The sequence below is a fragment of the Nocardia anaemiae NBRC 100462 genome (genome assembly GCF_001612725.1).
GTDB classification, from domain to species: domain Bacteria; phylum Actinomycetota; class Actinomycetes; order Mycobacteriales; family Mycobacteriaceae; genus Nocardia; species Nocardia anaemiae.
This window is the reverse complement of the sequence record NZ_BDAZ01000078.1, coordinates 1-13,295: the sequence shown is the minus strand read 5'-3', so window position 1 is coordinate 13,295 and position 13,295 is coordinate 1. Positions and strand designations below refer to the sequence as shown.

Annotated in this window: 6 protein-coding genes; 2 read left to right on the top strand and 4 right to left on the bottom strand. The window is 66.2% G+C overall.

Annotation, left to right across the window (positions count from 1 at the left end):
- Positions 1 to 18 precede the first annotated feature (18 nt).
- From NA5_RS34865 to NA5_RS39875, 3 genes are read right to left on the bottom strand one after another with little or no spacing between them, the layout of a single operon-like run.
- A complete protein-coding gene (locus tag NA5_RS34865; protein ID WP_062993296.1) occupies positions 19 to 852 on the bottom strand; it encodes a helix-turn-helix domain-containing protein in 834 nt (277 codons plus the stop codon).
- A complete protein-coding gene (locus NA5_RS39880; protein ID WP_084484655.1) occupies positions 849 to 1,388 on the bottom strand; it encodes a DUF6879 family protein in 540 nt (179 codons plus the stop codon). The genes NA5_RS34865 and NA5_RS39880 overlap by 4 nt, the downstream gene beginning before the upstream one ends.
- Positions 1,369 to 1,695 (bottom strand): hypothetical protein, encoded by a 327-nt coding sequence (locus NA5_RS39875; RefSeq protein ID WP_084484654.1) that lies wholly within the window; start codon positions 1,693 to 1,695, stop codon positions 1,369 to 1,371. Before NA5_RS39875 ends, NA5_RS39880 begins: the two co-directional genes overlap by 20 nt.
- Before the next feature lie 219 nt (positions 1,696 to 1,914).
- Here NA5_RS39875 and NA5_RS34855 point away from each other — a divergent pair, with 219 nt between their 5' ends.
- Together NA5_RS34855 and NA5_RS34850 are read left to right on the top strand one after the other, a co-directional pair.
- Positions 1,915 to 2,148 (top strand): hypothetical protein, encoded by a 234-nt coding sequence (locus tag NA5_RS34855; protein WP_157110814.1) that lies wholly within the window; start codon positions 1,915 to 1,917, stop codon positions 2,146 to 2,148.
- A gap of 294 nt (positions 2,149 to 2,442) precedes the next feature.
- Positions 2,443 to 2,733, top strand: coding sequence for a DUF6968 family protein (locus NA5_RS34850; protein ID WP_157110813.1), 291 nt, complete (start codon positions 2,443 to 2,445; stop codon positions 2,731 to 2,733).
- 81 nt (positions 2,734 to 2,814) lie between these two features.
- On the opposite strand, the gene NA5_RS34845 is transcribed toward NA5_RS34850, so the two are convergent.
- Positions 2,815 to 13,295: non-ribosomal peptide synthetase (locus NA5_RS34845; RefSeq protein WP_157110812.1), on the bottom strand; the 10,481-nt coding region annotated here is incomplete at its 5' end.

Sequence of the window (13,295 nt, the reverse complement as noted above, 5' to 3'; positions counted from 1 at the left end):
GGCCCTGCACTGCGACGGCTATCTAGCCCGCCTTTCCAGCGCCCTCCGGATGAGTTCCCGCGCTGTCTCCCCTGTAACCGATTGACCGGCAAGCACATCGAACGCCCGGCCGTAGATCGCAACTTCTCGCGGCTGAGTGATTGTCAGCTCTGCCGCTGTGCTCTCAACCATAACCATGCGGTTGTCGAACATGACAAAGCTATTCGAAACGATGAGTGCTTCAGCAATAGCCGGAATGATACCTATAGTGATCCGGGGCATTCCGATGATTGATGCTAACCTATCGAGTTGCCCTCGCATCACATCGTCATTCCCAACAGTCGTGAATAGCGACTGCTCACTGATCAGGAAGTGAAACCGGTGTTCACGCTGATAAAGAATGCGTTGCCGGTCCATCCGCTTGGAAACACCTTCTTCCACATCATCGGGCACTCGATAGAACTCGACATGACGCCTGAGGATGGACTCAGCGTATTCGGCGGTCTGGAGGAGGCCAGGAACTACCTGAGTGGTATAGACACGGAGGTTATTCGCCTCCGCTTCGAGCTTCACAGATTTCTGCTGTCTGCGCTTCACTCCGGTAGCAAGGATTCGCCGCCACTCCAGATAAGCAGTATCGATGTTGTAGAGGGTCGCGAGCAGGTCCTCGAGTTGGTCAGCTGCATTCGCATGATCACAATATGCGCGAATATCGGAGTCAGACGGCTTGATCCGGCCATATTCGATCTTCGAGACTTTCGACGGGTGCCAGCCAGACAGAGAGGCGAGCCTCCTGCCGGTGATACCCGATCTGCGGCGAAGCTCCCGGAGCCGCGCCCCGAGAGCTTCCCGCGCGTCGTCAACACCTGTCACTGTCGGCCGTAGTCGCTATCGACATATTCGACGTATGGCGTAGCCAAATCCCAAAGCCGTTGTTTCACACTATGGCAGTATTCGACTATTCGGGAGTCAGTAGTGACGGCGACCCATTCTGCCTGTGCGCCCTGCTCGTCAACAAGGTTGAACACCACCCGATCATTATCGATGAGCCACCAATCATCGGGTGGCACCTCCCCGGCGAGATGGCGCGGTACGTAACGAATATCTTCGCCCGCCTCCACATTGCCCTTGGTGACAGACAATAGCCATCGCTGGTAATCCGAGTGGGGGATGGTTACAACTCGCACCCGGCTAATTTCCACACCCCGCGCGGTTGTATCTTGAACGAGGGCAACCCAATCGTTCTTGTAGTCATCAACCGTCGGAGGCTCGCCGTTGAGGAATCGGCGGAAGCGTTCGTTTTCCTGTGGAACGGCATAAGCATCTCTGACCTCCAAATGAAATGCTCGAGCCTTACAACCGTGGAAGAAGCCCAACCAGGTTGACCAATCATTTCGAAGGTGCTGCACCGTAAAACGTCCTCCGTGATATCGGTACTTCGATAGCAGTTTCGTTGTCGGCTAGGTCTAGCTGTCCCAGCGTCTCAGCGTCGGTTACAGGTTGACCGGTAAGGGTGAAGGTGCCCCTACCGGTGTCGGTGAGCGTGGCTCCGATGAACGTATCCGGCTCCAGGAAGCCGAGTAGGAGATGAGGTATCTCAACAGTTTCGGGTCGGTCGGTGATCCACCCCTGCGCTAGGTAGCCGTCGTCGGTGGCGTAGAGGGAAGGGCATCCTGTGACCTCTGAGCCACCCTTTCCAAGAAACCTCAAGCCCATGTCAAAGCCTCCTGTCTAGTTGGTGCACAAAGTTTCTCGTGCTGGGTACATGATCCCTGGAATCACAGACCTTTGTTGCCTGATAGACGAATCTGGGCAACTCTTTGCAACTTTCTAGCGTTGCTGCTGGGCCCCTCCTTAACGTCTGAACTGGCCCCCGTGACATGTGACGCCAACCGGTCGCGGGGTGCCTACCAATACCGGACTACAGGAGTAGCGATGGACAGGCGCACAAGACTGTTCGTGTTCCCAGGCGGGATGTTGGAGGTCGCCGACTACGGCGACGAGAACGACAGTCCAGGGGTGTACCTGGAGTTGTGGACTCCAGCCGATCGCGGACTACCGCAACGGGTTCCGGAGGCCGCCGTCGTGGGTCACCGCGTCAACCCTGTCGAACCTGCCGACGCCGAGACATGCGCCACGGTGCTGCGACTCCTCCAAGACCTGGCGTGATCACGCTCGGCTGGGTTGTCGCGATCGGGCTACCGCTGGCGGTGACGGTCGGCGTAATCGTATGGCCGGAACGGATTCCGAAGAATCGGTCCGTCAGGGGAATCCGCGAACGGATCGAATGCGAGGACACGGGCGGGATGAAATCCGACGCATCACAGGACTACTGATCGGCTCCGGCCGGTCAGCTATTGGAAGGGAAACGTTGCGTAACGATATTTCTCGGCTCGATGATGCGCTGGGCCGGGCGGACCAGACACGCCTGCCGCGCTCGGCGGAGCTGGATAGGATGCGGCAATGGCAATGACCTGGGAGGTTGGGGAACCGATCGCGACCCGCGAACTTCGCAAGGGCGATGATCCCGTGGTCGTCACGTTCGGGAAGCCCGAGCCGTCCGAAGGTGGTTCCTACTCGTGCGCCGTTCGGATCGAAGGCATGGAGGCGGAGCCGTTGACTCGGGCTATCTTCGGTGTGGATGCGGTCCAGGCTCTTATCGAGGCTATGACCTTCGCTGGTCGTCTGCTCGAAGCCAATGAAGGCGAGTACACGTTTCTCGGGGAATCCGACCTCGGATTTCCTCGAAGCTGACCGGTAAGGCAAGAGCCCCGCACCTCCATCTGTTCGAGGTGCGGGGCTCTTGCCTTACCGGTACCGCCCAGGCGGTCTCGACTACTCCACGATCACGATTCGCACGTCCTCGTCCGCAGCGTCGGTCGACTCGCCCACGGTGACGAACCAGTGGGTGACCTCGCCGTCGGCCAGGTCGTCGGCGATGTCGTCCGCGCCGGGGAGCACCGACAACGCTCCGGCGACGGCCGCCGTCATGGACTCCAGGAATGCGGCTCGGCCCGAGACGGCGGTGGTAAAGGTCGTCGACTCGTAATCGATGTCGTAGTCCGAGCGGACCTGCTCGGCCTGCTCGAGCGCCTCGGTCTGGCTGAAGGCGCGTACCGTGCCGTCGGCCGCGAGGACCACGAAGGCCGGGTGTTCCTCGGCGAGCGGGCGGACCCGATCGGCGTAGGAGACCGGATGCGCCGCGGCCGCGGCCAATTCGGCCTGGACCGTCGGATCGCTCGGGACCAGCCAGTTGATCGGGCCATCGGTCGGTTCCAGCGTGATACCGAAAACGGCTCCGGCGGTGGCCATTTCGGCGGCGGACAGATCACCGGCGAACAGGCAGGCGGCACCGGCCTTCTGGATGGCCCAGACCGCGACCACCGCATCCACCGAACGCGGCAGCGCAAGGGCCACCACATCGCCGGGTCCGGCACCGTGCGCGATGAGCACCCGGGCCAGCTGCGAGGAACGCCGATCAAGCACGTGGTAGGCGATTTCGTCGCCGTCCACCAGCAGTGCGGGCGCCTCGGGATCCGCCTCGACCACCTCGGCGAGCACCTTCGACACCGTGCGCGCACCGACCCGGCCCACCGGCTCCGGCGCGGGCGCCGTCGCCGCGATACCGGATTCGACGAGCAGGCGGGCCCGCTCACCGGCATCGAGGATATCGATATCGCCGACCAGCCCGGCCGGATCGCCGATGAGCGCGTCCAGCACCCGAATCAGCCTGGTGGACAGGGTTTCCACCTCTTCGGCGCTGAACCGGCTGATGAGGTACTCGAAGGTGAATTCGAGGGTCGATTCCGCGGTCACCTGCAGAGTGAGCGGGTAGTGCGTCGCACTGTCCACACCGACATCGGTCACCGACATGCCGTCGATCGAACTCGCCGCGGCGATCGCCTCCCGATCGATCGGGTACGACTCGAACACCAGCAGCGTGTCGAAGTGCGAGGCGATTCCGGCGGCCCGCTGGATATCGGACAGGCCGACGTAGTGGTGATCGAGCAGCTCGGCCTGGTCGCGCTGCAACCGCTTCAGCTGATCGTCGATCGTCGCGCGGTCATCGATGCGCACCCGCACCGGGAGCGTATTGATGAACAGACCGACCATCGATTCCACACCGGTCAGCTCGGCGGGCCGACCCGACACGGTGGCGCCGAACACCACATCGGCGCGGCCGGTGAGCCTGCCGAGCAGGATGCCCCAGGCCGCCTGCACCAGAGTGTTGACCGTGATACCGAGTTCGGCGCAGTGCTTGGTCAGCTGACGGGTGCGGTCGGCGTCGATCTGGGTGATCAGTTTAGCGGTCTCGTAGGTCTCGACCGTCCGTGCGGGCGTAGCCAATTCGGTCGGTTCGGTGGCACCGTCGAAGGCATCGGCCCAGACCCGCAACGACTCGTCCTGATCGCGGGTGGCGAGCCAGTCCAGGAAGTCGCGGTAGGAGGAGACCTGCGGCAGTGCCGACTGGTCGCCACGAGTCGCGTAGAGCACCAACAGATCACGCATCAGCAGCGGCATCGACCAGCCGTCGAGCAGCACGTGGTGCGTGGTGATCGCCAGCGACCACTCCTCGGCCGCGGTGCGCAACAGCGTGTAGCGCACCAGCGGCGGGGTGGACATATCGAAGCGCTCGGCGTGGTCCGCCTCGATCCGACGACGCAGTTCCTCGGCCCGCTCCGCCTCCGGCAGTTCGGTGAGATCGACGACGCGCCAAGGCACTTCGACCCGATCGAGCACGACCTGCCGGACCTGACCGGTGGAGTCGGTGACGAATGCGGTGCGCAGATTCGGGTACCGATCCAGGATCGCCTGCGCGGCCGCGTTCAACCGCGCCGCATCCACCGTTCCGGTCAGCCGCACCACGGCCTGGATGGTGTAGACGTCCAGAGTCGCCGTGGTCATCAGCGCGTGGAAGAGCAGACCGGACTGCAGCGGCGAGACCGGCCAGACATCATCGAGGCCCGGATAGGTCTGTTCCCACAGTTCGATATCGGCCTGGCCGACCTGCACCAGCGGCAGATCCGACGGCGTATGACCACCGGCGTCCGGCCGCTGCGCGTGCTCGGCCAGCGCGGTGAGCGCGGCGACCCACAGCTCCGCCAACTCCTGCACCCGCTCGGGAGACAGCAGGCCCACCGGGAATTCGAAGGTGGCCAGCAGTCGCGGACCGTCGTCCTCGTCGCCGATGGTGACGGCGATATCCAGCGGCCCGTTCGCGGGCATGGTGGCATCCCGCTCGGTCTTGATCGCCGCTCCCTGATACCGGAAGCCGACCTGACCCACCAGCGGCAGCCGCAGCAGACCATGGCCGACGCCTTGATCCGGCACCTCGAGCAGCTGTTCCTTCACCGACTTGATGAGCGCACCAGCGGCATCGCCGCCGTCGAACGCCTCGGCCAGATCGATCCCGCCCAGCGCGAGCCGGGCCGGATAGACGGCGGTGAAAGCACCCACGGTGCGCGACAATTCGGCACCGCTGACCGCGGACCGGCCGTCACCGTCGAGCCGGATCAGCACATCCGATCCGTGCTCCTCGCCGCGCCAACGCACCAGCGCCATGGCCAATGCCGACAGCAGTCCGTCCGGCACCCTGCCGTGGAACCGCGCAGGAACGGTGGTGAGCAGTACCTCGGAGATATCCGTCGGCACCTCGATGCGCACCCGTCGCGTGGTGGCGACGGTGTCCAGCGCCGGATCGAAGGCGCGCGCGCCGAGCAGCGGCTCGGTTGTGGCCGAAACCTCCTGCCAGAACGGCAGTTCCGCGGCGCGGCCGCTCGCCTGCTCGGTCAGACCGTATGCCCAACGCCGCAGCGAGGTGCCGACCTCCGGAAGGACGACCTGGTCGTCGGCGATCAGGTCGAGCAGATCGCCGGTCAGGATGCCGAGGGACTTCGGATCGGCCGCGAACCCGTGCACCACGACCAACATGAAGTTGCCGCCGTCGAGCCGGTCGGCGGTGCACCGCACGAACTGTGCCATCACACCGTTGGCCGGATCGAGGCGATCCGCGGCGGCCGTGCGTTCGTTGTCGGCCAGCCGCATCAGCTCGTCGTAGCCGTAGTCGTCGTCGAGCTCGGTATCGAAGGCGACCTCGCGCACCAGCGCATCGATATCGATGGCGCCGCGGTCGAGCGCTTCGAATTCCCAGCCCTCATCGACCGAGCGCAAGCGAGTGCGCAGCGCGTCGTGCCGGTCGACCAAAGCGGCGACCGCCGCACGCAGCCGATCCCCGTCGAGTTCGCTCGGCAGTGCCACCGCCGCCTCATAGGAGAAGCGCTGGTACGCCGCGCCGTTCGCCAGCACCGCGGCGATGCTCGGCGGCAGCGGGATCTCGCCGATGCCGCCGCCGGGCAGCTCGGCCATCGTCGCCTGCCGCAGATCCGCGGCCGAGCTGGCGATGGCGGCGAGTCCGGCGACACTGCGCCGATCGAAGACGTCGCGCACGGAGAACACCACACCGAGCGCCTTCGCCCGCGATACCAACTGGATCGACAGGATGCTGTTACCGCCGAGTGCGAAGAAGTCGTCGTCGGCGCCGATCCGTTCGATGCCGAGCACATCGGCGAACACACCGGCCACGATCTGCTCGACCGGGGTGACCGGCGCGCGGAATGCGGCATGTTCGAAGGTGGGCTGCGGCAAGGCCTTTCGATCGAGCTTGCCATTCGCGTTGAGTGGCAAGGCGTCCAGCGCCAGGAAGGCGCTCGGCACCATGTAGGACGGCAGTTCCGCGGCCAGCGCCGACTGCAGCGCACCCTTGTCGAGTTCGCCGGTGGTCGGTACCACATAGGCGACCAGGCGGTCACCGAGTGCCGGATCGGTATGCGCGAGCACCGCGGCCGAGCTGATCGAGGTCTGCCGCAGCAGGGCCGCCTCGATCTCACCGAGCTCGATCCGGAACCCGCGGATCTTCACCTGGAAGTCGGTGCGACCGCGATACTCCAGCTCGCCATCGCTGTTCCAGGCCACCAGGTCACCGGTGCGGTACATGCGCTCACCGGTGCCGAACGGGTCGGCCACGAAGCGATCCGCGGTCAGGTCCACGCGTCCGAAGTAACCGCGCGCCAACTGCGCACCGGCCAGATACAACTCACCCGACACACCCACCGGAACCGGACGCAACCGCGCATCCAGCACGTACACCTGGCTGTTCCACTCCGGCACACCAATCGATACGGAGACAGTATCCGCGTCGGTCACCTCATGGTTGGTGATCGAGACCGCGGCCTCGGTCGGGCCGTAGAGGTTGAACAGGGTGGCCGCGTTCGACTCGCGGAACCGCTGCGCGGTCGTCGCGGGCAGCGCCTCACCGATGGCGAGCACCCGGCGCAACGACTCGGGCAGCTGTCCGTCCGATTCGATCAGCAGGGCATCCAACATCGACGGCACCACATGCAGGGTGGTGACGGCGTTATCGCGCATCAGCGTGTTGAGGTAGCTCGGATCGCGATGTCCGTCGGCGGACGCGATGACCAGTCGGCCACCGGAAACCGCCGCCGACCAGAATTCCCACACCGACAGGTCGAAGGTCGCGGCCGTCTTCAGCAGCACCGCGTCCTCGGCGCCGAGGCCGAATTCGCTGGTCTTCCACAGCAACTGGTTGACGATCGCCGCATGCGGCACCGCGACACCCTTGGGGCGACCGGTGGAACCCGAGGTGAAGATCACGTACGCCGTGTTCGCGGCGCGCAATGGCGCGATCCGTTCCGCGTCGGCGATCGGCGCGTCCGCGATGTCCGCGAGTGCGTCCATCCGAACGACGTCGGTCACCGAGGTATGGAAATCGGTGTCGGCGTTGGTCAGGACACACAGTGGCCGAGCGGTCTCGAGAATGTAGTCGGTCCGCTCACCGGTCTGATCCGGATCCAGCGGCACGTACGCGCCACCGGCCTGGGTGACCGCGTACATCGCGACCACCAGGTCCACCGAGCGGCGCAGCGCGAGCGCCACCCGCGCCTCCGGTCCGACACCCAGCGAAATCAGGTGCCGGGCAAGCTGATTCACCCGGGAGCCGAGTTCGCCATAGGTTATGGCGGTGCCGTCGTCGCCGACCAGCGCCACCGCATCCGGCGTGGCCGCCACGGTTCGATCCAGCAGCGAGGCGAGCGTCGCGGACGAATCCACCTGCCGCGCTGTCGCATTCCGGCCGGAGACAAGCTCGCGGCGTTCATCCGCGGCCATGATCTCGAGATCGCCGACGGCCGCGCGCGGTGCCGCGATGATCTCGGCGAGCACACGTGCGAAGCGATCGGCGAAGCCACGGACGGTATCCGGGTCGAACAGGTCGGTGGCGTAGGTGAAATAGCCGCCCATACCCGACGCGGTGCCGTCCTCGTCGTAGCTGTCCGCCACGATCAGATGCAGATCGAACTGCGAGAGCTGGGTGTCGATATCGAATCCGGCCACCGTCAGTCCGGGCAGCTCCAGCGTGGTCCGCGCCAGGTTCTGGAACGACAGACCCACCTGGAACAGCGGATGACGCGCCTGCGACCGGACCGGGTTCAGCACCTCGACCAACCGCTCGAACGGCACATCCGCATGCGCGAACGCCTGGATATCGGTTTCGCGCTGACGCCCGAGCAGCTCGGTGAACGGCTCACCGCGATCCAGCTGGGTACGGAACACCAGGGTGTTGACGAACATGCCGATCAGGTCGTCGAGCACGGCCTCACCGCGACCGGCCATCGGTGTGCCGATCGCGATGTCATCGGTGCCCGAGAGCCGCGAGAGCAGCACCGCGAACGCGGTGTGCACCACCATGAACAGCGTCGCGCCCTCGGCCCGGGCCAGCGCGACGAGCGCACGGTGCGTTTCCGCGTCGATGCTCAGCTCGACCTTGCCGCCCGCGAAGGACTGCACGGCCGGACGCGGACGGTCGGAGGGCAGATCCAGCTGGTCCGGCACATCGGCCAAGGCCGACTGCCAGTAGGCGATCTGCTTGGCCGCCAACGATTCCGGATCGTCCTCGCTGCCGAGCAGCTCGCGCTGCCAGATGGCGTAGTCCGCGTACTGCACCGGCAGCGGCGTCCACGTCGGGGATTCGCCGACCGAGCGGGCCGCGTACGCCGTCATCAGATCCCGGGTCAGCGGGCCCATCGACGAACCGTCACCGGCGATGTGGTGCACCACGAGCACCAGCACGAACTCGTTCGGGGCAGGAGCGGAGCCTGCGGAGTGACCCGAGGACACAGCGGCGGGAGCGTCGGTCACCTGGAACAGCTCGACCCGCACCGGCACCTCGGCCGTGACATCGAACGGCGCCGCCATTACCGCGATCACGGTGGATTCCAGTTCGGCGGCCGCGATCGGTCGCAGCTCCAGCGCCGGAACAGCCTGCGCCACCGGCAGAATCACCTGTGCGGGGGAACCCGCGGTCTCCGGGTACACCGTCCGCAGGATCTCGTGCCTGCCGACCAGATCGGCCATGGCCGCCCGCAGCGCGTCGACATCCAGCGCGCCGGTCAACCGGACCGCGATGGGCAGGTTGTAGGCCGCAGACTCGGTGTCGAAGCGGTTCAGGAACCACATCCGCTGCTGTGCCAGCGACAACGGCACCGGATCCGGCCGCGCACCGGCGACCAGTGGCCGCCGCTCGCCGACACCGGACAGCTGCTCCAGCTTCACCGCCAGGCCCGCCACGGTCGGCGCTTCGAACAGCGCGCGCACGGGCACCCGGCCGCCGATCGCGGCACTCAGCCGACCGACCACCTGGGTGGCCACCAGCGAGTTGCCGCCGAGGGCGAAGAAGTCGTCATCGGCGCCGACGCGCTCGATACCGAGCACATCGCCGAAGACGCCCGCCACGATCTCCTCCACCGGCGTTGCCGGGGCACGGAATTCGCGAGTGGTGAAGGTCGGTTCGGGCAGCGCCTTGCGGTCGAGCTTGCCGCTGGAATTCAGCGGGAAGGCGTCGAGCACCACGATGGCCGCCGGAACCATATAGCCCGGAAGCACCTGCGACACCTCGGCCAGCAGTGTCCGCTGGTCGATCGACTGGCCCGGCGCGGGAACTACATACGCGACCAACTGATCGCCCAGCGCCGACGCGGCCACCAGCGCGACCGCCTGACTCACCGCGGCATGTGCCAGCAGCGCCGTCTCGATCTCGCCGAGCTCGATCCGCTGACCGCGGAACTTCACCTGGAAGTCGGTGCGCCCCAGGTATTCCAGGCGATGACCCGCACCCGCGGGTTCGCGCCAGACCACCAGGTCGCCGGTGCGGTACATCCGCGCACCGGGCGCGAACGGGTTGGCCACGAAACGATCCGCGGTCAGATCCGGCCGTGCGACGTAACCGCGGGCCAGCTGATCACCGGCCAGGTAGAGCTCACCGGCCACACCGGCGGGCACCGGCCGCAGCCGCGAATCCAGCACGAAGACCTGGGTGTTCCACTGCGGCAAGCCGATCGGCACGGTGCGCACATCCGTCTCGCCCGCGGGCCAGTAGGTGACCGACACCGCGGCCTCCGTCGGCCCGTACAGGTTGTGCAGCACCGCATCCGAAACCGACCGCCACGCCGTCACCGTTTCCGGCGGCAGCGCCTCACCGATCACGAATACGTCCCGCAGCGTCGGCAGCGAACCCGCGTCCAGCTGGGCGGCGAACACCGTCAACATGGACGGCACGAAGTCGGTGACGGTAACACCGTGCGCCGCAATGGCATCCGCAACGTAGGCCGGGTCGCGATGGCCGTCGTGGGTGGCGACCACCAGCTTCGCGCCCGCGCGCAGCGGCATGAAGTAGCCCCACAGCGACACGTCGAATGTGGTCGCGGTCTTCTGCAGGTACACGTCATCGGGACCGAGCGGGTACTCCGCGAGCATCCACTCGATCTGGTTGTTGATCGCCCCGTGCGATACCGCGACGCCCTTCGGACGACCGGTCGAACCCGAGGTGAAGATGACGTAAGCCGGGTTGTCCTGGGTGACCGGGCGCAGCAGCTCGCCGGGTTCGATCGGAGCGGCGGAGAACACGTCCAGCTCCAGCGAATCCAGTTCGAGCACCGGGATGTCCGCGGGGACCGGCACCGCGTCGGCCGCGGTGGTGACCACGCACGCGGGTTGCGCGGTATCCAGGATGTGCGCGATCCGCTCCGCCGGATGATCCGGATCCAGCGGCACATACGCGCCACCGGCCGCGACGATCGCGTACATGCCGACAACCAGATCCAACGACCGGCGCACGGCGAGGCCGACCAGCGACTCGGCGCCTACACCCTGCGAAATCAACAGGCGGGCAAGCTTGTTCACCCGTTCGTCGAATTCGCGGTAGGTCAGTTCGGCACCTTCGAATACCACCGCGACAGCGTCCGGGTGCGCCGCGGCGGCGCGGCGGTATCCGTCGAGCAGCAGCTCGGGTTCCACCGGATGCGCGGTGGCGTTCCAGCCATCCAGCATCCGTTCCCGCTCCACCGCGGTGAGCAGCTCGAGATCGCCGACCGCCGCGCGCGGCGCGGTGATGATCTCGCCCAGCAGCCTGGTGAACCGGTCCGCGAACCCTTCGACCGTGCTCCGGTCGAAGAGGTCGGTGGCGTAGGTGAACACACCGGCGATGCCAGCGGGAGCTCCGGACTCGTCGTACAGATCGCTGAGAATCAGGTGCAGATCGAACTGGGAGATGTGGGTATCGAAATCCACACCCGAGACCGTGAGATCCGGCAATTCCAGGGTGGTCTGGGCCAGGTTCTGGAACGACAGACCCACCTGGAACAGCGGATGCCGCGCCTGCGACCGCGCCGGGTTCAGCACCTCCACCAACCGCTCGAACGGCACATCGGCATTGGCGAACGCCTGGATGTCGGTTTCGCGCTGCCGCCTGAGCAGATCCGCGAACGGCTCGGCCGAATCGACCCGGCTACGGAACACCAAGGTATTGATGAACGTGCCGATCAGATCGTTCAGCGCCGCCTCGCCCCGGCCCGCCATCGGCGTACCGATCGCGATGTCGTCCGTGCCGGACAGCCGGGACAGCAGCACGGCCAGCGCCGTGTGCACGATCATGAACAGCGTCGCACCCTCGGCCTGCGCCACACCGCTGAGACCGCGGTGGGTATCGGCGTCGATGCGCACCTCGACGGTGCCACCCGCGAAGGACTGCACCGCGGGCCGCGGGCGATCCGCGGGCAGGTCCAGCTGCTCCGGCAGATCGGCCAGCGCGGTCCGCCAGTAGGCGACCTGCTTGGACATCAGCGAATCCGGATCGTCCTCGCTGCCGAGCAGTTCGCGCTGCCAGATGCTGTAGTCCGCGTACTGGACTTCCAGCGGCGCCCAGTTGGGTGCGACACCCGCCGAGCGCGCCGCGTACGCCGTCATCAGATCGCGGGTCAGCGGCCCCATCGAGGAACCGTCACCGGCGATATGGTGCACGACCATCGCGATCACGTACTCGGGAGCCGAGCTTTCGGTGTCGATCTCGAACAACCGCACCCGCACCGGCACCTCGGCGGTGACATCGAACGGCGCCGAAATCAACTCGACCACGGCGGATTCGACCTGGTCTGGCGTGACCGTCCGGACGTCCAGCTCCGGAATCGCCTGTCCCACCGGCAGAATCAGCTGCACCGCACCCGATTCTGTCTCCGGGTAGATGGTGCGCAAGACCTCGTGCCTGCGCACCAGATCCGCGATGGCGGCGCGCAGTGCGGCCACGTCGAGCGCGCCGGTCAACCGCACCGCGATGGGGACGTTGTAGGCGGCGGACTGGGTGTCGAAGCGGTTGAGGAACCACATCCGCTGCTGGGCCAGCGACAGCGGAATATGTTCCGGCCGTGGACCGGCGACCAGGGCGTGCCGTCCGCGCCCGTCGGCCTGCTGTTCCACCCGGATGGCCAGTGCGCCGACGGTCGGCGCCTCGAACAGCAGTCGCACCGGAACGCGGGTGTTCAGCGCCGCGCCGAGGCGGGCCGCGACCTGCGTCGCGAGCAGCGAGTTGCCGCCCCACGCGAAGAAGTCGTCATCCAGCCCGAGCCGCTGTGCTCGGTCTCCGGATCCGAGGTGCAGCACCTCGGCGAAGGTGTTCGCGACGATCTCCTCGATCGGGGTGACCGGCGCGCGGAAGACCGCCTTCTCGAAGGTGGGCTCCGGCAATGCCTTTCGATCCAGCTTGCCGTTGGCGTTCAACGGCAGCGCGTCGAGGGTGAGGAAGACCGACGGCACCATGTAGGACGGCAGCTCGGCGGCCAATGCCGATTGCAGCCGCACGCTGTCGAGCTCACCGGATTCGGGCACCACGTAGGCGACCAGCCGGTCACCCAGATTCGGGTCGGTGTGCGCGAGCACCGCGGTGGCCGAAACCTCGGGCTGGCGCAGCAGCG

Coding starts and splice junctions, on each gene's coding strand:
- NA5_RS39875 (WP_084484654.1), bottom strand. CDS start 1,695: ATGGGCTTGAGGTTTCTTGGAAAGGGTGGCTCAGAGGTCACAGGATGC.
- NA5_RS34855 (WP_157110814.1), top strand. CDS start 1,915: ATGGACAGGCGCACAAGACTGTTCGTGTTCCCAGGCGGGATGTTGGAG.
- NA5_RS34850 (WP_157110813.1), top strand. CDS start 2,443: ATGGCAATGACCTGGGAGGTTGGGGAACCGATCGCGACCCGCGAACTT.